This is a genomic window from Curtobacterium sp. 179-B 9B NHS (assembly GCF_045370965.1).
Lineage (GTDB): Bacteria > Actinomycetota > Actinomycetes > Actinomycetales > Microbacteriaceae > Curtobacterium.
Map to the genome: position 1 here is coordinate 1 of NZ_JBIQDQ010000019.1, position 22,842 is coordinate 22,842.

Annotated in this window: 25 protein-coding genes; 15 read left to right on the forward strand and 10 right to left on the reverse strand. The window is 73.0% G+C overall.

Annotated features, from left to right (window positions below):
• Window positions 1-59: 59 nt before the first annotated feature.
• Genes ACH0A8_RS13945 through ACH0A8_RS13970 form a run of 6 tightly spaced genes read right to left on the reverse strand, consistent with a single transcriptional unit; the run spans window position 60 to window position 7,821 of the window.
• Window positions 60-761 carry a GntR family transcriptional regulator gene (locus ACH0A8_RS13945; protein WP_235426420.1) on the reverse strand — a complete coding sequence of 234 codons (702 nt, stop codon included), beginning with the start codon at window positions 759-761 and terminating at the stop codon, window positions 60-62.
• Between the two features lie 46 nt (window positions 762-807).
• Window positions 808-2,466 carry an ABC transporter ATP-binding protein gene (locus ACH0A8_RS13950; protein ID WP_209684337.1) on the reverse strand — a complete coding sequence of 553 codons (1,659 nt, stop codon included), beginning with the start codon at window positions 2,464-2,466 and terminating at the stop codon, window positions 808-810.
• Window positions 2,467-2,476: 10 nt separating this feature from the next.
• Complete coding sequence (locus tag ACH0A8_RS13955; protein ID WP_245171631.1) at window positions 2,477-4,372, reverse strand: gamma-glutamyltransferase family protein; 1,896 nt, start codon at window positions 4,370-4,372, stop codon at window positions 2,477-2,479.
• A gap of 10 nt (window positions 4,373-4,382) precedes the next feature.
• Window positions 4,383-5,258 carry an ABC transporter permease gene (locus ACH0A8_RS13960; protein ID WP_066651633.1) on the reverse strand — a complete coding sequence of 292 codons (876 nt, stop codon included), beginning with the start codon at window positions 5,256-5,258 and terminating at the stop codon, window positions 4,383-4,385.
• A complete protein-coding gene (locus tag ACH0A8_RS13965; protein WP_066651635.1) occupies window positions 5,255-6,208 on the reverse strand; it encodes an ABC transporter permease in 954 nt (317 codons plus the stop codon). The genes ACH0A8_RS13960 and ACH0A8_RS13965 overlap by 4 nt, the downstream gene beginning before the upstream one ends.
• Window positions 6,205-7,821 carry an ABC transporter substrate-binding protein gene (locus tag ACH0A8_RS13970; RefSeq protein ID WP_406907394.1) on the reverse strand — a complete coding sequence of 539 codons (1,617 nt, stop codon included), beginning with the start codon at window positions 7,819-7,821 and terminating at the stop codon, window positions 6,205-6,207. Before ACH0A8_RS13970 ends, ACH0A8_RS13965 begins: the two co-directional genes overlap by 4 nt.
• Window positions 7,822-8,175: 354 nt before the next feature.
• Here ACH0A8_RS13970 and ACH0A8_RS13975 point away from each other — a divergent pair, with 354 nt between their 5' ends.
• Both ACH0A8_RS13975 and ACH0A8_RS13980 read left to right on the forward strand, forming a co-directional pair.
• Entirely contained in the window at window positions 8,176-9,333 is a 1,158-nt protein-coding gene (locus ACH0A8_RS13975; protein ID WP_406907395.1) for a peptidoglycan DD-metalloendopeptidase family protein, read from the forward strand.
• 31 nt (window positions 9,334-9,364) lie between these two features.
• On the forward strand, window positions 9,365-9,988 hold the full coding sequence (locus tag ACH0A8_RS13980; protein ID WP_251159980.1) for a DNA alkylation repair protein: 624 nt from the start codon (window positions 9,365-9,367) through the stop codon (window positions 9,986-9,988).
• A gap of 132 nt (window positions 9,989-10,120) precedes the next feature.
• Here the strand turns inward: ACH0A8_RS13980 and ACH0A8_RS13985 are convergent, their stop codons facing one another.
• On the reverse strand, window positions 10,121-10,933 hold the full coding sequence (locus ACH0A8_RS13985; RefSeq protein ID WP_406907396.1) for a polysaccharide deacetylase family protein: 813 nt from the start codon (window positions 10,931-10,933) through the stop codon (window positions 10,121-10,123).
• Between the two features lie 222 nt (window positions 10,934-11,155).
• Here ACH0A8_RS13985 and ACH0A8_RS13990 point away from each other — a divergent pair, with 222 nt between their 5' ends.
• From ACH0A8_RS13990 to ACH0A8_RS14010, 5 genes are all read left to right on the forward strand, one after another.
• On the forward strand, window positions 11,156-12,346 hold the full coding sequence (locus tag ACH0A8_RS13990; RefSeq protein WP_066651641.1) for a zinc-dependent alcohol dehydrogenase: 1,191 nt from the start codon (window positions 11,156-11,158) through the stop codon (window positions 12,344-12,346).
• Between the two features lie 28 nt (window positions 12,347-12,374).
• Entirely contained in the window at window positions 12,375-13,433 is a 1,059-nt protein-coding gene (locus tag ACH0A8_RS13995) for an NAD-dependent epimerase/dehydratase family protein (RefSeq protein ID WP_406907397.1), read from the forward strand.
• Window positions 13,434-13,631: 198 nt separating this feature from the next.
• Window positions 13,632-13,979, forward strand: a complete 348-nt coding sequence (locus ACH0A8_RS14000) for a hypothetical protein (protein ID WP_400428425.1) — start codon at window positions 13,632-13,634, stop codon at window positions 13,977-13,979.
• Between the two features lie 9 nt (window positions 13,980-13,988).
• Window positions 13,989-14,423, forward strand: a complete 435-nt coding sequence (locus ACH0A8_RS14005) for a DUF6314 family protein (protein ID WP_406907398.1) — start codon at window positions 13,989-13,991, stop codon at window positions 14,421-14,423.
• 4 nt (window positions 14,424-14,427) lie between these two features.
• Entirely contained in the window at window positions 14,428-15,096 is a 669-nt protein-coding gene (locus ACH0A8_RS14010) for a pentapeptide repeat-containing protein (RefSeq protein ID WP_066651649.1), read from the forward strand.
• On the opposite strand, the gene ACH0A8_RS14015 is transcribed toward ACH0A8_RS14010, so the two are convergent.
• Window positions 15,081-16,070: an NAD(P)/FAD-dependent oxidoreductase gene (locus ACH0A8_RS14015; protein ID WP_406907399.1), complete on the reverse strand. Its 990-nt coding sequence runs from the start codon at window positions 16,068-16,070 to the stop codon at window positions 15,081-15,083. The genes ACH0A8_RS14010 and ACH0A8_RS14015 overlap by 16 nt on opposite strands.
• 66 nt (window positions 16,071-16,136) lie before the next feature.
• Here ACH0A8_RS14015 and ACH0A8_RS14020 point away from each other — a divergent pair, with 66 nt between their 5' ends.
• The gene (locus ACH0A8_RS14020; protein ID WP_209684325.1) at window positions 16,137-16,745 is read left to right on the forward strand and encodes a helix-turn-helix domain-containing protein; all 609 of its coding nucleotides are present in this window, start codon (window positions 16,137-16,139) and stop codon (window positions 16,743-16,745) included.
• 3 nt (window positions 16,746-16,748) lie between these two features.
• Here ACH0A8_RS14020 and ACH0A8_RS14025 read toward each other — a convergent pair whose 3' ends face one another.
• Together ACH0A8_RS14025 and ACH0A8_RS14030 are read right to left on the reverse strand one after the other, a co-directional pair.
• A complete protein-coding gene (locus tag ACH0A8_RS14025) occupies window positions 16,749-17,432 on the reverse strand; it encodes a hypothetical protein (RefSeq protein WP_406907400.1) in 684 nt (227 codons plus the stop codon).
• An 83-nt stretch (window positions 17,433-17,515) separates the two neighbouring features.
• On the reverse strand, window positions 17,516-18,280 hold the full coding sequence (locus tag ACH0A8_RS14030) for a glycosyltransferase family 2 protein (protein WP_251154224.1): 765 nt from the start codon (window positions 18,278-18,280) through the stop codon (window positions 17,516-17,518).
• 199 nt (window positions 18,281-18,479) lie between these two features.
• Between ACH0A8_RS14030 and ACH0A8_RS14035 the strand changes: the two genes are divergently transcribed.
• The 7 genes from ACH0A8_RS14035 (at window position 18,480) to ACH0A8_RS14065 (ending at window position 22,822) form a co-directional block, all read left to right on the forward strand.
• Window positions 18,480-19,367: a hypothetical protein gene (locus tag ACH0A8_RS14035; RefSeq protein ID WP_251159973.1), complete on the forward strand. Its 888-nt coding sequence runs from the start codon at window positions 18,480-18,482 to the stop codon at window positions 19,365-19,367.
• Complete coding sequence (locus tag ACH0A8_RS14040) at window positions 19,364-19,807, forward strand: phage holin family protein (protein WP_066651661.1); 444 nt, start codon at window positions 19,364-19,366, stop codon at window positions 19,805-19,807. The genes ACH0A8_RS14035 and ACH0A8_RS14040 overlap by 4 nt, the downstream gene beginning before the upstream one ends.
• On the forward strand, window positions 19,804-20,376 hold the full coding sequence (locus ACH0A8_RS14045; RefSeq protein WP_066651663.1) for a DUF3618 domain-containing protein: 573 nt from the start codon (window positions 19,804-19,806) through the stop codon (window positions 20,374-20,376). The genes ACH0A8_RS14040 and ACH0A8_RS14045 overlap by 4 nt, the downstream gene beginning before the upstream one ends.
• Before the next feature lie 79 nt (window positions 20,377-20,455).
• Window positions 20,456-20,881, forward strand: a complete 426-nt coding sequence (locus ACH0A8_RS14050) for a MarR family winged helix-turn-helix transcriptional regulator (RefSeq protein ID WP_066651665.1) — start codon at window positions 20,456-20,458, stop codon at window positions 20,879-20,881.
• Between the two features lie 54 nt (window positions 20,882-20,935).
• Window positions 20,936-21,577, forward strand: coding sequence for an MBL fold metallo-hydrolase (locus ACH0A8_RS14055; RefSeq protein ID WP_400428410.1), 642 nt, complete (start codon window positions 20,936-20,938; stop codon window positions 21,575-21,577).
• Window positions 21,578-21,625: 48 nt separating this feature from the next.
• Window positions 21,626-22,306, forward strand: coding sequence for an HAD family hydrolase (locus ACH0A8_RS14060; RefSeq protein WP_066651668.1), 681 nt, complete (start codon window positions 21,626-21,628; stop codon window positions 22,304-22,306).
• 33 nt (window positions 22,307-22,339) lie between these two features.
• On the forward strand, window positions 22,340-22,822 hold the full coding sequence (locus ACH0A8_RS14065) for a GNAT family N-acetyltransferase (RefSeq protein ID WP_235426426.1): 483 nt from the start codon (window positions 22,340-22,342) through the stop codon (window positions 22,820-22,822).
• The last annotated feature ends 20 nt before the right edge of the window (window positions 22,823-22,842 follow it).

Below are 22,842 nucleotides of genomic sequence, written 5' to 3' on the forward strand. Positions count from 1 at the left end.
GTGTCCGCATGCGCGAGCCTCGGCCGCGCGGGCCGCGCCGGCCGGGCCGGCCCGACCGGTCAGACCGCGGGGCCCGCGGTCCGCAGGGCGTCGGCCTGCTCCGGGGAGGAGCGCGCCGCGTACCCGATGCGGCTCTCGCGGACGTGCCAGGCCATCCGCTCGGCGGCCTGCTCGACGTCCCCCGCGTCGATCGCGGCCAGGATGCGCCGGTGGTCGGGCCACAGCCGCTTGCCGCGCGACGAGGTGTCGAGCGCGTAGAGCCACTCGATCTTCCGCGAGAGCTGCCGGAGCAGGGTCGCGAGCGTCGTGCTGCCGGAGAGCTCGGCGACCAGCAGGTGGAAGCGCTCGTTCAGGTCGACGAGCAGGTCGAGCTCGTCCCGCTCGACGGCCGCGTCACCCTCGTCGAGGACGGCCCCGAGTTCGCGGCGCACGCGCCACCAGTCCTCGGGCGGGGCCTCCGCGTCGAAGAGCGTGCGCGCCCGGGTCGCGGCGCGGCGGGCGGTGGCGGTCTCGAGCGACTCGCGGACCGCGAACAGGTCGTCGGCCTCGTCGAACGGGATGTCGGCGATGCGCGAGCCCACGTTCGGGCGCGACACCACGAAGCCCTCGCCCTCGAGCCCGCGGAGTGCCTCGCGGACCGGCACCCGGGAGACCCCGTGCCGCTCCGCGAGGAACGCCTCGGTCACCCGGGTGCCCGGTTGCAGGGCGCCGGTCACGATGTCGTGGCGGATGGCGTCGATGACGCTCGTCCCGTTCAGCACGGTGCCGATCGTGCCACACCGCGCCGGTCGCTCACCCGGGACGCCGTCACGCAGCCGCCTCGGCGAGGGCCCTGCCCGGGATGGCGTCGAGCAGGTCCTTCGTGTACTGCTCCTGCGGGTCGTCGAACACCGCTGCGACGCTGCCCCGCTCGACGACCTCACCCCGGCGCATCACCACGACGTCGTCGGCGATCCGCCGGACCACCCCGAGGTCGTGCGTGATGAAGAGGTAGCTCAGCCCGAGCCGGTCCTGGAGCTCCTCGAGCAGCGCCAGGATCTGCTCCTGCACCAGGACGTCGAGCGCCGAGACCGCCTCGTCGAGGATGATCAGCTCGGGTTCGAGCGCCAGCGCCCGGGCGATCGCGACGCGCTGCCGCTGCCCGCCGGACAGCTCGTTCGGCCGGAGCTGCGCGACCTCGCGGGGGAGCGCCACCTGGTCGAGGAGCGTCGCGACCCGCTCGGTGCGCGACGCCCGGTCACCGATGCCGAAGACGCGCAGGGGCTCGTCGATGATCCGCTCGATCGTCGAGGTCGGGTCGAGCGACCCGTACGGGTCCTGGAACACCGGTTGCACGCGGCGTCGGATCTCCCGCCGCTCGGCGCCACGGGCGGTCCCGATGGACTTCCCGTCGACCAGGGCGGTGCCCGACGTCGGCGTCTCGAGTCCGAGCACGATCCGCGCGACCGTCGTCTTGCCCGAGCCGGACTCACCGACGACCGCGGTGGTCGTGCCGCGACGCACCGCGAACGACACCCCGTCGGCAGCCTTCAGCGTTCCGGCACCACGACCGCGGAGCCGGTACTCCTTCACCAGGTCGGACACGACGAGGATCGGCTCGCCCGCGGCCACGGGCTCCGGCGCGACCCCGGACAGCGCGGGCGCCGCCGCGATGAGCCGCTTCGTGTACTCGTGCTGCGGGTCGCGGAGGATCGCCTCGGGCGCACCCTGCTCGACGATCTCGCCGTCGAGCATCACGACGACGCGGTCGGTCCGGTCCGCCGCGACCCCGAGGTCGTGCGTCACGAACAGCAGCGTCGTGCCGTGCTGGTCGACGAGGGTCTGCAGGTGGTCGAGGATCTGCCGCTGCACGGTCACGTCGAGCGCGCTGGTCGGCTCGTCGGCGATGAGCAGCTCGGGCTGGCGGGCGAGTGCGACGGCGATGAGGATGCGCTGCCGCATCCCGCCGGAGAACTCGTGCGGGAACTGGTCCGCCCGCCGCGACGCCTCGGGGATCCCGGCCTCGGTCATCAGCGCCACCACCCGCTGCCGGATCGCCGCGCGTCCCCGCAGCCCGCCGGCCCGCAGCGCGTCGGCGATCTGCGCGCCGACCCGCATCGACGGGTTGAGGTTCGTCGACGGGTCCTGCGGCACGAGCCCGATCCGTGCGCCACGGACGCGTCGCATGAGCGCCTCGTCGGCGTGGGCGATGTCGTCGTCGCCGAGGCGGATCCCACCACCGGTGATGTGCCCGGCCCCCGGCAGGAGCCGGAGCAGGGCCGCGATGAGCGTCGACTTGCCCGAGCCGGACTGGCCGACGATCGCGACGCGCTCGCCGCGGCGGACGTCGAGGTCGACGCCGTGCAGGACCTCGCGGTCACCGAAGGCGACCCGCAGGTCGCGGACGGACAGCAGGGTGTCGGTCCGGTCGGTCTGGTCGGTCTGGAGGCGCGGTGCGGCCCCGGTGGTCGTGTCGCCGTCGTGCATGGTCCGGTCCTCAGCGTCCTGCGGCATAGCCCTGTGCTCCTCGCGGGTTGGCGGCGGCGCCCATGACGCCGGTGTCGGGGTCGCGCGTCACGCACGACAGACGGCCGAGCGACCAGTCGCCGGCGCGGGTGACGACGTGGCCGAGCTCCTCGAGCCCGGCGATGACGTCGTCACCGAGGCGGTCCTCGACGACGAGGCCGCCCGGGGTCCAGGTGCGGGGCCAGAACGACCCCGGGAACGACGTCGTGTGCAGTGCGGGTGCGTCGATCGCCTGCTGCGGGGACCACCCGCCGACGATCGTGCGGAGCAGGAAGAGCAGCTGCCACTGGTCCTGCTGGTCGCCGCCCGGGCTGCCCATCGCGACCACCGGCTCGCCGTCCCGGAGCACGAGCGTCGGGGTGAGCGTCGTGCGGGGTCGGGCGCCCGGGGTGAGCGTGGACGCCGTGCCCTCCTCGAGCCAGGTCATCTGCATGCGGGTGCCGAGGCAGAACCCGAGCTCCGGGATCGTCGGCGACGACTGCAGCCACCCGCCGGAGGGCGTCGCGCTGACGATGTTGCCCCAGCGGTCGACGACGTCGATGTGGCACGTGTCGCCGCGGGTCTCGCCCGTCTCCATCACGATCGGCTCACCGCGGTCCTCGTGCACGGGGGCATCCTCGGCCGGTGCGGCCACCGCGTTGCCGCGGGCGCCGGGGACGGTGGGCTCGCCGACACCGGCGATCGACTCGCCGCGCGGTGTGTACGTCTCACGCAGCGGGGGCATCGCACCCGCGGGCACCGAGACCGACCCCGGTCGCAGCTCGTGCGACGCACGGTCACCGATCAGGGCGCGACGCGCGTCGGAGTACGCGTCGGAGAGCAGCTCGGCCATCGGGACGTCGCCGTCGCCGTAGTACGCCTCGCGGTCGGCGAGCGCGAGCTTCTGCGCCTCGGCGATCGTGTGCGCGCCGAGGACGGTCGACGGGTCGAGCCGCTCGTCGTCCAGTGGGTCGAGCAGGCGGAGGGTCTGCAGGAGCGCCGGACCCTGGCCCCACGGCCCGGTCTTCGCGATCGTGTGGCCCCGGAACTCCGCGGTCGTCGCGGGCTCGGTCGACGCGCGGAACGCCGCGAGGTCGCTCGCGCGGACCACCCCGGCGTGGTCGGTGCCGGACGCGTGGCGGTGCGGGGCGCGGACGAAGGCGTCGACTGCCTGCGCGACGAAGCCCTCGGCCCACTCGGTGCGGGCGGCCTCGATGCGCGCGACGCGCGCGCCCTCGCCCTCCACGGTGCCGGACCCTGCCTGCACGAGCCGTTCCAGGACCGAGGCCCAGGTCTCGTTGCGCACCATCGACCCGGCGGCCGGCACCGAGCCTCCCGGCAGCCACCGCTCGGCGGAGGACGGCCAGTGGTCGCGGAACAGGTCCTGCACGGTCGCGATGGTTGCGACCACGCGGGGCGCGACCGGGTGGCCGTCACGGGCGTACCCGATCGCGGGGGCGAGGACGTCGGCGAGCTCCCACGTGCCGTGCTCGGCGAGGAGCAGCAGCCACGCGTCGACGGCACCGGGGACGGCGGCCGCCAGCGCGCCCGCCCCCGGGACCAGGTCCAGGCCCTCGGACCGGAAGTGCTCCGGCGTCGCGCCGGCCGGGGCCGGTCCCTGGCCCACGAGGACGGTCGGTGCCCTGTCGGACGCCGTCGCGAAGATCGCGGTCACGTCGCCACCGGGTCCGTTCAGGTGCGGTTCGACGACGTGCAGGACGAAGGCGCCGGCGACGGCGGCGTCGAAGGCGTTGCCGCCGCGCTCGAGGACCGACTGCGCCGTCGCGGTCGCGATCCAGTGCGTCGACGCGGCCATCCCGAAGGTGCCCTGCAGGTCCGGACGGGTGGTCTCCGTCGGCGGGGTGGTGAAGGCGGGGTTGGTGCTCATGGTGCTGGTGCTACTTCCGGTCCGAGGCGGTGGGGTCGAGGGCGTCGCGCAGGGCGTCCCCGAACAGGTTGAAGCCGAGGCAGATGACGGCGATCGCGACCCCCGGCACGACGGCGGCCCACGGCGCCTGGCCGAGGTACTGCTGCGCGTCCGAGAGCATGATGCCGAGGCTCGGCGTGGGCGGCTGGATGCCGAGCCCGAGGAAGGACAGCAGTGCCTCGCCGATCACCGCGACCGGCATGATCACGGTGGCCTGCACGATGATCGCCGAGACGCAGTTCGGCAGGACGTGCTGCGCGATGATGCGCGCGCCGCCGGCGTCCAGCGTCCTCGCGCTCGTCACGAAGTCGGCGCTCGTGATCCGCAGGGTCTCACCGCGGACGATGCGGATCATCGCCGGCACGTGCGAGATGCCGATCGCGATCACGGCGTTCGACAGGCTCGGCCCGCTGATCGCCGCGAGCCCGACCGCGATGATGAGGAACGGGAACGCGAGGGCGACGTCGGTCAGGCGGGAGATGATCGCGTCGAGCCAGCGCCAGTACCCGGCGAGCAGACCGAGCGGGGTGCCGACCACGACGGCGAGCAGCACCGACAGCACGCCGACGACGAGCGAGACCTGGATCCCGTACAGCGTGCGGGACAGGATGTCTCGGCCGAGGTCGTCGGTGCCGAACCCGAAGCCCACGGTGAAGGGCACCTGGAACGGCAGGTCGAAGTGCGTCGCGGTCGGGTCGTGCGGTGCGACGAGCGGTGCGGTGATCCCGGCGAGCACGACGACGGCGAGCATGATGCCGCCCGTCATGCCGAGCCGGTTCGTCCGGACCTGCTTCCAGATGCGACCGCGGCTCGAGCCCAGGTCGAAGGGAGCGGTGATGGTGGTCATGCGGTGCCTCCGACGCGGATCTTCGGGTTGATGACGGAGTACAGGACGTCCACGGCGAAGTTGATGAGGACGTAGCCCAGGGTGATCACGAGCACGACGGCCTGGATGACCGGGTAGTCGCGGGTGAACACGGCGTCGAGCGTGAGCTTGCCGAACCCGGGCAGGGCGAAGATGCGCTCCGTGACGACCGCGCCCGAGATGAGGCCACCGAGCTGCAGGCCGACGATCGTGACGACGACGATCATCGAGTTGCGCAGGCCGTAGCGGAAGAGCACCCGCGGGCGGCTGAGCCCCTTCGCGCGGGCGGTCCGGACGAAGTCGGTCTTCATCGTCTCGATCATCGACGCGCGGGTCTGGCGCATGATGACGGCCGCGAGCGACGTGCCGAGGATGAGCGCCGGGAGCGTCAGGTGGTGCAGCGCGCCGAGCGGGTCCCGCGTCACCGGGACGTAGCCCGAGGCGGGGAACCAGCCGAGGCCCGCCGCGAGCCAGACGATCGCGAGGATGCCGAGCCAGAAGTTCGGCACGCTCAGGCCGACGAGCGCGGCGGCGTTCGCCATCCACTCGGGCCACCGGCCGCGGTAGCGCTCGGCGAGGGTGCCGAGGGCGACCCCCACGACGACCGCGACCACGATCGCGTAGAGCGCGAGCCACAGCGTGACGGGGAGCGTCGAGCCGAGCAGGTCCGTGACCGGGGTGCCGGTGCGGGTGGACTGTCCGAGGTCGCCCTGCAGTGCGTTGACGACGAAGCGCCAGTACTGCACGAGCAGGGAGTCGTCGAGGCCGAGGTCGGCGCGGACGGCGGCGAGCCGCTCGGGGCTCGCCTCCTCGCCGGCCAGGGCCAGGGCCGGGTCGCCCGGCAGCTGCCGGACCCCGAAGAAGACCACGATCGAGGCGAGGACGAGCGTGAGCGCCGCCTGCCAGAGCCGTGTCAGGACGTACCGGGTCACTTGTCGCTGCCTTCCACGAACGCCGCCTGACTGAGCCGGACCACGCCGTCGGCGTAGGTGGACACCCCGGCGACGTCGGAGCTGACGCCGGTGATGCTGCGGGTCCGGTAGAGGTAGATGATCGGGTCGTCCTGCTGCACCTTCGTGACCAGCTGGCCGTACAGGTCGGCGCGTTCCTGCTGGTCGGTGGCCTGCGCCGCCCGGGCGATGAGGTCGTCGACCTCGGGGTCGCTGTAGCCCGGGTAGTTGTTGCCGCCGCCGGTGCCGAGGAACGAGCCGATGTTGCCGTGCGGGTCGACACGGCCCGACCAGCCCAGCTGCAGCGCCTGGAAGTCGCCGCGGGTCTGGTCGTCGAGCAGCGTCGTGTACTCGACCGGGGTGATCGTGATCGCGAAGCCCCCGGCGCGGGCCTGGGCCTGGAGCGCCTGGGCGAACCGGACGGTGTCGGGGGTGTTCGTCACCTCCATCTCGATCGGGAACGGCTGCTCGACCCCCGCTTCCTCGAGGAGCTCCTTCGCGCGGTCGGGGTCGTACTCGGGGCACGCCGTGCTCGCGTCGGTCGCGAAGGCGCTCGTGTCCGGGATCGGGGAGCACGCGACGTCCGCCCACCCGCGGAACACGCTCTGCACGAGCTCGCCGCGGTTGATCGACATGGACAGGGCCTGCCGGACCTTCCGCTCGGTGGCGAGCGGGGTGTCGAGCGGCTCCGGGTCGGTGCCGACGCCGTCCTGGTTGGCGAGGTTGATCGTGATGCCCTGGTAGCCGAGGGAGCCGGTGCGGAGGACCTCCAGGTCCTTCCGCTCCATCAGGTCGTCGACGTCCTGCGTGGAGATCGTGTCGGCGACCTGGACGTCCCCGGACTTCAGGTTCTGTGCGCGGATGCTGGCGTCGGTGATGATCCGGTAGGTGATCCGGTCGAAGTGGGCGCTCGCCGGGTCGTGGTACATCGGGTCGCGCTCGACGGTGATCGAGGTCTGCGGCACGCGCTCGACGAACTTGTAGGGGCCGATGCAGACCGGGGCGTCCCCGAACCCGTCGCCCTCCTGCTCCAGTGCCGTCGGCGACATGACCATGCCCGCACGGTCGCCGAGCGCCGCGGTGATCGGGGCGAACGGGGTCGAGTAGCGGATGCGGACGGTGTGGTCGTCCACCGCGTCGATGCCCGAGACCGGACCCATCTCGCTCTTCCGGCTCGAGTCGTCCTTCGTCAGGTTCCGCTCGAGCGTCGTCACGACGGCGTCCGCGTCGAACGGGGTGCCGTCGGCGAAGCGGTAGCCGGTGTGCACCGGGAACGTGACGGTCTTCCCGCCGTCCGACACCGTCGGCAGCTCGGTCGCGAGCATCGGGACGATCGCACCCTCGGCGTCGATGTCGAAGAGCTTCTGGCACATCGTCTCCATGACGTACCGGGTGTACAGCGACGACGAGGTGGTCGGGTCGAGCCGGTCCGGTTCGGCGGAGAGCGCCATGACGAGGTCACCGCCCTCGCGGACCTGCTGGTCGCCGATCGCGACGGTGGTGACGGTACCGGCGGTGGCGCCACCGGCCTTCGAGCGTTGGACCGGCACGCACGCGGTGAGCGCGAGCGAGGCGGCCAGGGCGACTGCGGGCACGGCGAGGAGTGTCCGGCGGCGTCGAGCGGGGGTCTGGGACATCGTGTTCCTGGAGCTGCTGGTGTGCGTGGTGACTCTTGTGGGGTCACGCTCAGGAGTGCGGTGATTGCATACAATCACGACTGACAGCGCTCGTTTGTACACAGTGTGTTTCCGGCGTGTAACAGTTCCGTCGATCGCCGGCGCTCGTCTGCACGATTCCCGCCCGGTGTCATGCCCCCGGTCCGGGGGCTGTCCCGACCGAGGGCCTCCTGCGAACATCGACCCTCGGTGGGTTTCAGGGGCCCGCCGTTCCGAGACACGCACCGCGCCGGCATCCGACGCCCGCGGCACCACGAGCAGGGGTTCCACCACATGATCAGGGCACGGGCGAAGTTCGCCGCGGCCGTCACCGCCGTCGTCATCGCGGCCGCGGGACTCGTCGCCACCGCGTCGCCGGCGCAGGCCGCGACCACCTACAAGGGGACGGTCAAGGCCGGCACCACGCTGCAGCCGGGCGACACCGTCACGTCCACGAACGGGCAGTTCCGGCTCGTCATGCAGGGCGACGGCAACCTCGTCGAGTACGGCATCGGGAACGTCGTGCTCTGGGCGTCGAACACGGCGAACCAGCCCGGAGCCGCTGCCGTCGTGCAGAAGGACGGGTACCTCGCGCTCGTCCGGAGCGGTCGGCTCGTCGCCCGGTGGGGCACTGCCGGGACGGCGAAGGACTTCGGTGTCCGGCTGGACGGCGAGCTGCGGATGCGGACGCCGACGAACGGTCCGCTCTGGCGCACCAAGGTCGCACAGTCGCGGGTCGTCTCGGGCAACGTCCTCCTGCCGGGGACGGTCCTGCGCGCCGGCGCGGGCTCGACCACGACCTTCACCATGCAGGCGGACGGCAACCTCGTCCAGCACGTCAGCAGCAAGCCCGTCTGGTCGTCGCAGACCTTCGGCAACCCCGGAGCGACCGCGGCGGTGCAGACGGACGGCAACCTCGTGGTCTACAGCCCCGACGGAGGCCGCGCACTGTGGTCGTCCGGGACGTTCGGCCGCGGCGCCGGTCAGCTGCTCGTGCAGGTGGACCAGAACGTCGTGCTCTACGGCAGCTCCGGCACCCGCACCTGGTCGTCACGACCGGTGACCGGGCTGCTCTGGCCCGTGACCGGCACGACCATCTCCGGACGGTACGGCGACGACCGCGGGGCCGGGCACGTCCCGCGCTACCACCAGGGCACCGACGCACCGGTGAAGGTGGGGACCCCCGTGTACTCGTCCGGCCCGGGAACGGTGACGACGGTCGTGCGGGACAACGCCAGCTACGGCAACTACGTCGTGGTCACCTACGGGCTGACCACCGTCCTGACGGCGCACCTCAGCGAGATCTCGGTCACCAAGGGGCAGGTGGTCGGGAACGGCAAGCAGATCGGGAAGTCCGGCAACACCGGCCAGTCGACCGGCCCGCACGTGCACGTCGAGACCCGCGTGAACGGCACGCTGAAGGACCCGCTGTCGTTGCTGTCGTTCCGCTGATCCCCGCTCTGCGCGGACCTAGGCTGGGCGGATGCAGCGCCACGACGCCGAGTCGGTCCTCGCCGCCCTCGCCAGGACCCCGGGCGACGTCGCGGGTGCCCGGCGCGTCGCCCGACGGTTCGCCGACGTCGACGCCGGGGAGCGCTCGGCGCTGCTGTGGAGCGAGGACGCGGGAGCGCGGCTGGTCGCCGTGCTGCTGCTGGTGCAGGCGATGCGCGCGCGCCCCGACCCCGAGCTGACCGACGAGTACCTCGCCGCGGCGAAGGCCGAGCGGTTCGAGGACACGGTCCTGGTGGACGTCGCGGCCGAGGAGCTCGTCGGCGTCCCGCTCGTCGGCACCTCGACCGGCCCGCTGTTCGCGCTCGCGAAGTCCGACGTGGCGACGGTCCGCCGGATCGCCGTCGTCGCGACGCTCGCCTTCGTCAAGCAGGGGGACGCCGAGGTGCCGCTCGCGATCGCCGGTCGGCTGGTCCGGGAGCGCAGCGACACCGTGCAGTCCGCGCTCGGGTGGGTCCTCCGCGAGACGGGGAAGCGCGCCTCGGAGTCGGCGCTCGTGGCCTTCCTCGAGCGGAACGGCCGCTTCCTGTCGACGGCGGCCCGGGCGACCGCGACCGAGCACCTGCCGCCGGCCGAACGGGACCGCCTGCGCGGCTGACGACGCACCCTCGCGAAACGCAACGACGGCGACTGCTCGCAGCGCTGTACCGTTGCGAGCAGCCGCCGACGTTGCGTCTTGCGGAACCGGCGGAACCGGCGGAACCCGGCCGGGCCGCCGGGTCGCCGGGCCTCAGTGCGCGAAGACGTCGTCCAGCGTCCAGGTCGCCAGGCCGCGCTCCTCGAGCAGCTCGTGCAGCCTCGGGAGTGCCCCGATCGTGCCGGGGAAGTTCGCGTGTCCGATGACGATGTGTGCCGGCTGGAACCACTGCTCCGCGAAGCCGACGATCTGCTCCGCCGTGATGTCGCCCGAGTCCGCGAGCGTCCCGTACCAGAGGAGCGGGGTCGAGTAGCCGACGGCCGCCGCGGCACGGTCCACCCGCGCGTCGTGGTACCCGAAGGGCGGTCGGAAGTACGGGCGGGCGTCGACGCCGAACGTCCGCTCGAGGAACGCGTGGTTGCGCATCAGTTCGTCCTGGATCGCCTGGTCGCCGAGCTTCGTCAGCGCGGGGTGGCTCCACGTGTGGTTGCCGAGCTGCACCTGCCCGGAGTCGACGAGCGGCCGCAGCAGGTCGGCGTGCTCGGTCCACGACGGTCGGTCCCCGTTCACGAAGAACGTCATTCGCGTCCCGGTCTCGGCGGCGAAGCGGGCGTAGGCCTCGACGACCTCGGGTGATGCCCCGTCGTCCACGGTCCACGCGATCCCCGGCGTGCCCTCCGGCAGGCCCGTGATCGTGCCGCCGGGCAGGGGGACCCGCGTCAGTGCCGGCCTCGTCGGGGTCGGGGTCGGGGTCGGCGTGGGTGTCGGCGTGGCCGTCGTGTGCGTGGGGGCGGAGGGCGTCGGCGCCGCGGGCCGGTCACCACCGGAGCAGGCAGCAAGGACCGCGGCCGCCAGGGTGCCGGTCGCCCCGGCGAGGATCGTCCGGCGGGTGGTGCTGTGGTCCATCGGCCCCAGCCTGCCGACCGGCCGGGCGCCGGCGCATCCGCACGCGGGAGGAGTCGCGGTGGCCGACCGGCCACCGGTGCGGACGGGAGGCCCGCCCCACCGCCGCCCGCAGCGCGCGTGGAGGACGGGGCTGGGAGGCCACCACGGGGCGGGCGCGTACCGAGGAGGTCACGTGAGCCGTGCCTCCCGGCCGGCCCGAAGCAACGACGAGAGGAACGCGACGTGCGCGCACTCACCTGGCAGGGCACCGAGAAGGTGTCCGTCGAGACCGTCCCCGACCCGACGATCCAGGAGCCGACCGACGCGATCGTGCGGATCACCTCGACGGCGATCTGCGGCTCCGACCTGCACCTGTACCGGGTCCTCGGCCCGTACATCGACAAGGGCGACGTCCTCGGCCACGAGCCCATGGGCATCGTCGAGGAGGTCGGCTCCGCCGTCACGAACCTCAAGGTCGGCGACCGCGTCGTCGTGCCGTTCAACATCTCCTGCGGGCACTGCTGGATGTGCCAGCACGGCTTCCAGTCGCAGTGCGAGACCACCCAGGTCAAGGAGTACGGCACCGGCGCCTCGCTCTTCGGGTACACGAAGATGTACGGCCAGGTCCCCGGCGGCCAGGCCGAGTACCTCCGCGTGCCGCACGCCGACTACGGGCCCATCAAGGTGCCGGACACCGGCGCCGACGACCAGTGGCTCTTCATGAGCGACATCATCCCGACCGCGTGGCAGGCCGTGCAGTACGCCGAGGTCCCCGAGGGCGGCACGCTCGCGGTGCTCGGTCTCGGTCCGGTCGGCCAGTTCGCCGCACGCATCGGCAAGCACCTCGGGTACCGGGTCCTCGCCGTCGACCCCGAGCAGGTCCGCCGCGACCTCGGTGCGAAGCACGGCATCGAGGTGTTCGACCTCGACGACGACATGGTGTCGAAGCTGATCGACCTCACCGACGGGCGCGGCCCGGACGGTGTCGTCGACGCGGTCGGCATGGAGGCGCACGGCAACCCCGTCGCCGGGTTCGCCCAGCGCGCGGCCGGGCTGCTGCCCGACAAGCTCGCGCAGAAGGCCATCGAGACCGCGGGCGTCGATCGCCTGGCGGCGGTGCACGCGGCGATCGACCTCGTCCGCCGCGGCGGCACGGTCTCGCTGTCCGGTGTCTACGGCGGCATGGCCGACCCGATGCCGATGATGACCCTCTTCGACAAGCAGATCACGATCCGCGAGGGACAGTGCAACGTCCGCCGCTGGGTCGACGACCTCATGCCGCTCGTGTCCGACCCCTCGGACCCGCTCGGCACCCTCGACCTCACCACGCACCGGGTCTCGCTCGAGGACGCCCCGGAGATGTACTCGGTCTTCCAGAAGAAGGAGGACGGCTGCATCAAGGTCGTGCTCGACCCGTCGATGGCCGCGGCCTGATGACCGCCCGTCCGCTGCGGGTGCGCTGATGCGCGTCGTCGTGGTCGGGGCGACCGGCAACGTCGGGACCGCGGTGCTGCGACGGCTCGCGGCTGCGCGGCTCACCGGTGACGGCCGCGCGGGCGACGAGGACGGCCTGCAGGTCGTCGGCGTCGCCCGCCGGGTGCCGGACGCCCGGGTCGCGCCGTACGACGTCGCTGTGTGGCACGCGGTCGACGTCGGTGGTCCGCGCGCCGTGGACGAGCTGACGGCGGTGTTCCAGGGTGCCGACGCCGTGGTGCACCTGGCGTGGGCACTGCAGCCGACGCACGACATCCCGGCGCAGCACCGGACGAACGTCACCGGGACGGCGAACGTGCTCGCGGCGGTCGCCCGGGCCGGCGTCGGGCAGGTCGTCGTGTCCTCGTCGGTCGGCGCTTACCGCGGCGTCGACGTCGAGGGCAAGCGGACCCCGGTGGACGAGTCGTTCCCCGCCACCGGCATCCAGACCGCCACCTACTCGATCCACAAGGCCGAGAACGAAGCCGCTCTCGACGTGTTCGCGTCGCAGCACCCCGGGGTCGTCGTCACGCGGCTCCGACCTGGACTGGTGTTCCAGCGCGGGGTCGCGGCCGAGCTCCGGGGGCTGTTCCTCGGGCACCTCGTGCCGATGTCGATCGTCCGGGCGGCTCGGTTCGCGGTGCTGCCGCTGCCGCTACCGTTCGTGTTCCAGGCCGTGCACGCCGACGACCTGGCGGACGCGTTCTGGCGGACGATCGACCGACGTGCGGCCGGGGCGTTCAACATCGCGGCGACGCCGGTGCTCACCCCGCCACGCATGGTCCGGGCAGCGGGGATGCTCGGGGCGGTGCGGGTACCGCTCCGGCTGCTGCGCGCGATCGTCACGCTGACCTGGCGGCTCCGGCTCCAACCGACGGACGCCGGGTGGCTCGACATTGCCGCCGGGGTGCCGATCATGCGGACCGACCGGGCTCGGCGCGAGCTCGGGTGGGTGCCGCAGCACACGGCGGAGGACGCGCTGCGCGAGCTCGTCGGCGGGTTCGCGGACGGGGCGAACGTCGAGGCGTCGGGGCCGCTGCGCGGCTGAGGGGCGCTGGGCCCGGCCCGTGGCGGGGCCCGGGGTGCCTGGTGGGACCGGGCGTCCCTGGTGGAATCGGGCGTCCCTGGTGGGACGGTTCCACCAGGTACGCCCGGAAAACCCTGCCATGGCACCTGTTCTGGGAAGCACCGGGCGCGCTACGCTCCAGCCCAGGGCGCGACCGTGCCCGACGGGGGAGGAGCTGACATGGCGATCGACGACTTCGGGGTCCCGGGCGGGGAGACCCACAACCCGCTGATCCCGCCCGTGTACGACCTGGTCTGGACCCTCGTGGCCGTCGGCGGCATCGTCACGCTCCTCGGCGTCGTCGCGGTGATCGTCCTCGTCGTGCACCGGTCCCGACGGATGGCCGCTCGTGGACAGGACCCCCTGACCCTGCAGGAGGACCTGGCGTACCGGGCGATGCAGAGCGCAGCGTTCGCTCCGGCGGTCTCCCGAGAGCACCGGCTCGCCGAGCTCGACGACCTGCACCGCCGCGGCCTCATCACCGACGACGAGCGCCGGGACGCCCGGGCCGAGGCGCTCCGCGCGTAACCTGGCCGGGTGCTGCCGAGGAGCCCGCTGCTGCCGACGGACCTGCTGGGCGACTGGACGCTCCGCCGGACGGTCGACGACCGCCTCGCGGGTGTGACCGGCACCGTCACCGGGTCGACGACCCTGACGCTGACGACCCCGGACGAGGTGCGCTGGGACGAGTCCGGCACCATGACGTTCGACGGCCGCGTGGTGCCGGTGTCCCGGACCCTCGTCGTGCGCCGTGGCCCTGACGGCCGGTGGACGGTGCACTTCGCCGACGGCCGGGTCTTCCACGACTGGGTGTGGGGCACCACGGTCGAGCACGCGTGCGCGCCCGACGACTACACGGGCGTGCTCGACGGGGACGCCGAGCGCTGGACCGTCCGGTGGCGGGCACGCGGCCCGGCGAAGGACCACCGGCTCGACAGCGTCCTGCAGCGTCGGTCCACCACGGCAGACTGAGCGCATGGCACGCTCCTCGACCGGTACCGCCGCCCCACGGATCACCCCGATCGACCCGCGGGACCTCGACGACTGGGCACCGGCGCCCGGTGACGTCCTGACCGGGGACCGGATCGACGGCAGGCGCATCGACGTGCTCGACCTCGCGGGCGAGCGCCTGCCCGACCTCGAGCTCGAGGAGTGCGTGGTCGACACGCTCCGGGCGGACGGCACCGACCTGCGCGGACTGCGCATCCGCGACTCGGTGGTCGAGACGCTCGACGCGCCGGTGTTCCGCGCCTCGAGCAGCGCCTGGCGCGAGGTCCGGGTCGCCGGTGGCCGGGTCGGCTCCGCCGAGCTGTACGACGCGACGCTGAACGGGGTCGAGTTCGTCGGCATGAAGCTCGGGTTCGTCAACCTGCGCGGCTCGACGCTCACCGACGTCGTGTTCCGCGACTGCGTGGTCGACGAGCTCGACGTCGCCGACGCCCGGCTGCTGCGCGTGGCCTTCCCCGGCACCCGGATCCGCTCCGTGGAGGGCTCGGGCACCCGCATCGAGCACGTGGACCTGCGCGACGCCGACCTCGACCGGGTGGAGCGGCTCGAGGGCCTCCGCGGGGCGACGATCGGCACCGACCAGCTGTTCGCCCTCGCGCCGCTCCTGGCAGCGCAGGCCGGCTACCGCGTGGAGTGACCGGCGGGCTCCGCGTCGGCGGCCAGCGCCGCCGCGATGTCGGCCTGGACGAGGTCGCCGTGCACCGCGGCACCGGCCTGGGTCCCCGCAGCCGCCGCCGCGATGACGGTGGCCATCGGTGACGTGACGTTGCCCGCGGCGTACACCCCGCGGACGCCCGTCTGGCCGACCGCGTCGACGGTGAGCCCACCGCCGAACCGGAAGCCGTTCACGACGACGTCCTCCGCGTGCAGCCCGAGCCCCTCGAGGAACCCGACGCGTGGCTCCGCCGTGCTCGACGCCGCGAGCGCGTCGAGCGCGACGACCTCCCCGGAGTCGAGCTCGACACCGGTCAGGACGCCGTCCGAGGAGCGGACCCGCGTGATCGACGCCTCGACCACCTCGACGCCGCGGGCCCGGAGACCGGCGAGCGCGGTGTCGTCGACCAGTGCGGGGTCCGTGACGAACGCCGTGACCCGGTCGCTCAGCGCGCGGAACATCTGGGCGTGGTGCGCACCGTTCGGTGTGGTGACGAGGACACCGATGCGGGCGTCGCGGACCTCCCACCCGTGGCAGAACGGGCAGTGCACGACGCCGCGTCCCCACTGCTCGGCGAGGCCGGGGACGTCCGGCAGCACGTCGACGGCGCCGGAGGCGACGACCAGCCGGCGCGACGTGACGACCGCTCCGGAGTCGAGGGTGACCGAGAAGCCGACGGGGTCGACACCGGTGCCCTCGGTGGCGGACGTGGCCACGACCCTCCCGGCCGCGACCTCGACGCCGTACGCGGCGACCTCCTCACGGCCGATCCGGGTCAGTTCCGCGGGTGCGACGCCCTCGCGCCCGAGGTAGTTGTGGGCGCCCTCGGCGGGCGCGTTCCGGGGCTCACCCGCGTCGACGACGAGGACGGAACGGCGCGACCGCCCCGTGATGAGTGCGGCGGACAGGCCGGCGGCCGAGCCGCCGATGACGATGACGTCGTAGTGATCACGCATGACCGCATCATGGACAGTGGCCGGCAACAACGGCAACGAATCTTGCCGGTGTGGCAACATGGCTGCATGGTGCACGGCCGGGAGGAACGGATCACCCCACCGACGACGGCGCAGGTCGTCGACGCGGTCGGCCCGCGGCTGCGGTCGCTGCGGGAGCGACGACAGGTCACGCTCGCGGCGCTCGCCGCGGAGACCGGCATCTCGGTGTCGACGCTCTCGCGGCTCGAGTCGGGGCAGCGTCGACCGACCCTCGAGCTGCTGCTGCCCCTCGCCCGGGCGTACCAGGTGCCGCTCGACGACCTCGTCGGCGCACCGCAGACCGGCGACCCACGCGTCCACCTGCAGCCCGAGCGGCACGGCGGTCGCGTGGTGATCCCGCTGACGAAGCGCACCGGGGGCGTGCGGTCGTTCAAGCAGCTCATCCCGCCGATGCCGGCGAACGGCGACCGGAGCCTGAAGACGCACGAGGGCTACGAGTGGCTCTACGTGCTGTCGGGACGTCTGCGCCTGCTGCTCGGCGACCGCGACTTCGACCTCGGGCCGGGCGAGGTCGTCGAGTTCGACACGCACACCCCGCACTGGGTCGGCAACACCACGGACGAGGTCACCGAGGTGCTCTGCCTGTACGGGCCGCAGGGGGAGCGGGCCCACGTGCGGTCACGGCCGACGGGCTGAGGCTCAGCCGAACACGTGCCCGACGACGTCCTCGAGGAGCCCGTCCGTCGGCACGTTCGACTGGGCGATGCGGATGCCGATGTCGCCGCGGGTGAAGTAGGTGTCGCCGTCGGTCACGGGGTACTGCGGGTTCTGCGTGACCTTCTGGCACCGGAGCCCGTCGTCGACGGACGCGCAGTCGAAGTCGGACAGTCCGCGGAGCGCCTCCGTGGCACGCGACGGGACGACGTTCTCGACCTGGATGGTGAGGTTCGTGAGGTCGGCCTCGGGGTCACGCCAGACGCAGTACAACCGTTGCCCGCTCGACTGCCGTGCCGGGGTCAGTGCGGTGCGGGGGACCTCGAGGTCACCGACGACGGCGGGGTCGTTCAGAGCTGCCTCGTCGGTGTACTCGAACGCGCCCGGTGTCACGAGGTCGTCGCACGTCTCCGGCACCGTGCCCGTCGCGGAGGCCGGTGCGGTGCTCGACGGCGGTGACGACGTGTGCGTCGCCCCGGTGCCGGGCGTCCGTGCCGGGGCGGCGCCGTCGGTCGGGGTCGGCGCACCCGACGTCGTCGACGACGAGGACGTGCTCGCGGTCGGGGTGGCGCCGTCACCGCCGTCGCCGGTGCACCCCGACAGGGTGAGCGCGAGGCCCACCCCGAGTCCGATCGTGGCGAGCAGCGTCGTGGTGCGTGTGTGCCGCATCGTTCCGCCCCCGGGTGCGTCGTCAGGTGTCCACCCGACCTCGTGCTGCCGACGGTAGTCGTCGACGCCGCTCGGTGCGCCGGTCAGCGCCGGAGGGTCCAGCGAGCGGGGACGCGGGCCCGGAGCGCCACGCGGCCCCGTCGCGCCCACCGCCGCACCGGGTTCGCCCGCCGGCCGTTGACCCGGAAGGTGTGGAACGCGCGCCGGGTCCGCCGCGCGACGGAGGCCGCACCGGACAACGGCCTCGCGGACACCTCGACGGTCAGCGCACGATCGACCAGGACGCGCCAGGCGGGGTCGAGCTGCATCGAGAGGTCGACGTCGTCGTGCACCTCCGGGTCGTCACGGTGTGCCCGGCAACGAGCCGCGAGCCACGTGGCACGATGCATCGCCATCGCCGAGCCGAACAGCGGAGGACGTCCGAGCGCCGACCACATCAGCACGAAGTACGGACCCATGTAGAGCCCGTCCCACAGGCGGCGCAGGACCCGGCCGCCCTCGCGCGGTCGACCGGGGCCGGTGACCGCCACGACGCCCGGCCGTTCGAGCAGGCGCACCGACTCGGCAATCCATCCCGGCGGCGGCACCGAGTCGGCGTCGAGCCGCGCGATGACGTCCCCCGAGGCGCGGTCGTACCCACGGGCCGAGGCCGAGGCGATGCCTCGTACGGGTTCGTGCAACACGGTCGCGCCCGCGGCCCGGGCGACCTCGACGCTGTCGTCGGTGCTGCCGTTGTCGACGACGAGGACCTCGTGCACGGGGTGCGTCTGCGCGGCCAGTGCGTCCAGGCAGCGTGCGAGGTGCTCGGCATCGTCGAGCACGGGGACGACGACGGAGACCTGCGGCACCCTGCCGATCCTGCCGGAGGCGCGCTGGGCGGACCGTCGGCCCCGCTGCCGCGGTCGACCACGGCAGCCCCTCCGCGTTCCGTGGACGGACCGACCGCGCAGATCGACGTTCCTGTGCTGCAACGCAGCGCCGGTCGCGCACGGTCGGGGCCAGCGCGACGGGTGCCGTACCCGCCGCGACCGAACCGGAAGGCCGACCATGACCACGAACCCACCCGGGAACGACTCCGGGACGCCCATCCACGACCGCACCGCGGCTGCCGAGGGACACGAGGTGCACCCGGGCGTGACGGTGCCCTCCTTCGGCACCGGCGTCCCCGCGCCGCGCGACACCGACCGCGACTTCGACGACGTCCTCCGGCCCGACGGCTTCGACGACGTCGAGCCGCTCGACGCGCTGCCCGCCGACGAGCAGCTCCCGGCGACGCCGTCCGCCGCCGGCGCGTCGGCACCGCTGCACGACTCCACGACGACGAGCACGGGCACCGGCACCTCCACCGGCTCCGTCCCGCCCGTCGGCGGGGCCACCGCCACGAGCACCGGTGCCGGCGCCGGCGGCGGCAGCAGCAGCGACGGCGGCAAGGCCGACGCAGCCAAGGGTGCCGCGCAGGACGTCGCCGGTGACGCGAAGGACAAGGCCGCGGACGTGGCCGGCACCGCGAAGGAGCAGGCGTCGAACGTCGCCTCCGAGGCGACCGACCACGCCAAGCAGCTCTACTCCCAGGCCTCCGACACGCTCAAGGAGCAGGCGGCCGGGCAGCAGGAGCGCGCCGCCGGAGGGCTCCGCAGCCTCGGCGAGCAGCTCGGCCGCATGGCCGACAAGGACGACGAGCAGGGCATCGCCGCGAAGGTCGTCCGCGACCTGTCGAACCGCGCGGGCTCCGCAGCCGGGTACCTCGAGAACCGCGACCCCGGCTCGCTCCTCGACGAGGTGAAGTCCTTCGCCGCGAAGCGTCCCGGCACGTTCATCGCGCTCGCCGCGGGCGCCGGCATCCTCGCCGGACGCCTGACGAAGGCCCTCGCCACCGAGGTCAAGCACGAGAAGGAGGCCGGCGAGACCTCGACCGGCACGGGGAGCGGCGTATGAGCCACACGGTCCCGGGCGCGACCCCGCTCGGTGAGCCGACGCCCGAGGAACGCGCCGCCACGACGCCCCTGGGTGAACTGCTGACCGACGTGTCCAAGGACCTGTCGTCGCTGTTCCGCCAGGAGGTCGCCCTCGCCAAGGCGGAGCTCACCGAGTCCGCCAAGAAGGCGGGCAAGGCCGGCGGCATGTTCGGCGGCGCCGGGCTCACCGCCCTGTTCGCCCTGTTGTTCCTGTCGATCGCCGCGTGGTGGGGTCTCGGGTACCTCATCGGCAACGCGTGGTCCGCCGTCGTGATCGCCGTGGTCTACGCGATCGTCGCCGCGATCCTCGCCGTCCGGGGGCGCAAGGAGATCAAGGAGATCCAGGGCGCCCCGCAGACGGTCGAGACCGTCAAGGAAGTCCCCGAAGCACTGAAGCCGAACACCGGGAGGAAGCCATGAGCACCCCAGAAGAGATCCGTGCCGACATCGAGCGCACCCGCGGTGCCCTCGGGTCCGACGTCGACGCCCTGGCCGACAAGGTCAACCCGTCGTCGATCGCGCACCGCCAGACCGACCGGGTGAAGAACCGTTTCCAGGGCGTCCGCGACTCGGTGATGGGCTCGGCGCACTCCGCCGGCTCGAGCGTCTCGGGGTCGGCGTCCGGGACGGCCGACCAGGCGAAGGACGTTGCGCACAAGGGTGTCGAGAAGGCCAAGGGCAACCCGCTCGCGGTCGGGCTCATCGCGTTCGGCGCCGGGTGGCTCGCCTCGTCGCTCATCCCGACGTCCGACAAGGAGGAGCAGCTCGCCGGTGAGCTCAAGGACAAGGCGGCGCCCCTCGTCGAGGACGTCAAGTCCCAGGCGAAGGACGTCAGTTCGCAGCTGGGCGACGTGGCGAAGGAGCACGCGCAGGACCTCAAGGGGACCGCGCAGGATGCCGCGCAGACCGTCAAGGACGAGGCGCAGGGCGCCGCGTCCGACGTCCAGGAGCACGCGAAGGGTGCTGCGGACGACGTGCGCAGCAGCTGACGTCACCCCGTGACGGACGGGAGGCCCGTGGCGACGCCGCCACGGGCCTCCCGTCCGTTCCGCGGTAGCGTCGGGGCCCATGGACCCGATCGACGAACTCGCCGCCGAGTTGCGCCAGTCGATCGGCCGCGTCGTGCGGGCGGCCCGGCGCGAGGGCGACAGCCTGCCGCCGGCGCACTCGACGACGCTGGGGTTCCTCGGACGCGAGGGGCCGATGACGATCGCGGAGCTCGCCCGGCGACGCGGCGTGAAGCACCAGGGGCAGTCCCGGACCGTTGCGGAGCTGACGAGCCAGGAGTACGTCGAGCGGACCGTGTCCGAGACGGACCGACGGGCGTCGGTGATCCGCATCACCGATGCCGGCCGCGCCGCGCTGCAGCGGGACATGGACGGGCGCGCGGACTGGCTCGCGACGGCCGTGCGTGCGGAGCTCGACGACGACGAGCGCGCGCTCCTCGCCCGGTTGCCCGACATCCTCGAGCGTCTGGCGCGCCGGGCTGGCTGAGGGTCCCTCCGACAACCGGTCCCATTTGTACAACAGTGTTGTACAGTTGACGACATGCAGCTGACGAAGTACAACCACGCCACCGTCGTCCTCGAGCAGGACGGCGCCTCGCTCGTCATCGACCCGGGCTCGTTCACGCCCGAGTCCGCCGACCTCGTCGCCCGGGCCACGGTCGTCCTCGTCACCCACGAGCACGCCGACCACTTCGCCGTCGACGCGATCCGTGCGGGTCTGGAGCGCAGCGCCGACGTCGTCGTCCACGGTCCGGCGTCGGTCGTCGAGCAGCTCGGCGACCACGACGGCCGCGTCCGCGCGGTCGCCGCGGGCGACACGGTCGAGGTCGGGCCCTTCCGTGCCCGGGTCTTCGGGGAGGAGCACGCGGTCATCCACCGCGACATCCCCACCATCGCGAACGTGGGCTACCTGGTGAACGACGCCGTCTTCCACCCGGGCGACGCCTACCTCGTGCCGGACGTCCCGGTCCGGACCCTGCTCGTCCCGACGAGCGGGCCGTGGGCGAAGACCGGCGAAGGTGTCGACTACGTCCGCGCGGTCGCACCGGAGCACGTGGTGCAGATCCACGAGCTGCTCCTCAGCGAGGGTGGTCAGGAGATGAACGTCCGGATGTTCGGCACCGAGGGCCTCGGTGGCGTCCCGGCGTCGATCCTGCCCGTCGGTTCGTCGATCGAGGTCTGATCGCGCGACCCTGGGTCGAACCGGTGGTCGTGGGAGCAGGCTGGGTGGATGCCTGATGCTCCCTCGACCGCCGTCCTCTTCGACATCGACGGCACCCTCGCCGACTCGAACTACGCGCACGTCGACGCATGGTGGCGAGCGTTCCGCGCCGCCGGCGAGTCCGTCGACGCGTGGCGGATCCACCGCGCGATCGGCATGGACTCCGGGCGCCTGCTCGAGGAGCTGCTGCCCGACGCCTCCGACGAGGTCCGTGACACCGCGAAGCAGTTCCACACCGCCTACTACTCGGAGCACATGCCGCAGCTGCGGCTGCTGCCCGGGGCGCGGGAACTGCTCGAGGCGGTCGCCGACGCCGGCCACGCGGTCGTGCTGGCGACGAGTGCGCCCGAGTCGGAGCTGTCGGTGCTGCGCGAGCTGCTCGACGCGTCCGCGTGGGTGACGGCCGAGACGAGCTCGGAGGACGTCGAGCAGGCGAAGCCGGACCCCGGGATCATCCAGGTCGCGCTCGACAAGGTCGGCGTCGCTGCGGATCGCGCGGTGATGGTCGGTGACGCCATGTGGGACGTCGAGTCGTCGGGGAAGGTCGGGCTGCCCTGCGTCGGTGTCATGACCGGCGGGATCGGCGGCGACGAACTCCGTGGAGCGGGAGCCGCGGCCGTGTACGACGACGCAGCCGCCGTGCTCGCCGCGTTCCGGGCGGGCGAGGGGCCGATCGCCGCGCTGGCCTGAGTCCCGCCCCGGTGCGTGCGAGGATGGACGATCGTGATCACGATCGAGCGCGTTGCCTGGGACGACCCTCGTGGAGTTGCCCTCCGCGCCACCATGGACGACGAGATGCACGAGCGCTACGGTGACGGGCACGCGGACGAGGACCCGGCCGTCACTGCCGAGCGGAACCGTGTGCTGGCCGTCGACCCGGCGACCGTGATCACCTCGTTGCTCGCGATCGACGAGGACGGTTCCGCCCTCGGGCACATCGCCGTCCGGCACCTCGGCGACGAGGTCGAGCTGAAGCGCCTGATCGTCCTCGCCGCCGCCCGCGGCAAGGGCGCCGCCACCGCGCTGCTCACCGAGGGCGAGCAGGTCGCACGCGAGCAGGGCGTGTCCCGCGTGATCCTGCAGACCGGCGACAAGCAGCCCGAGGCCGTCGCGCTGTACCGCAAGACGGGGTGGCAGCAGATCGACGTCTACGAGCCGTACGCCGCGACCATGCCCTGGTCGTTCTGCTTCGCGAAGGCGCTGTAACCCGTCCTCCTGTTGCACTC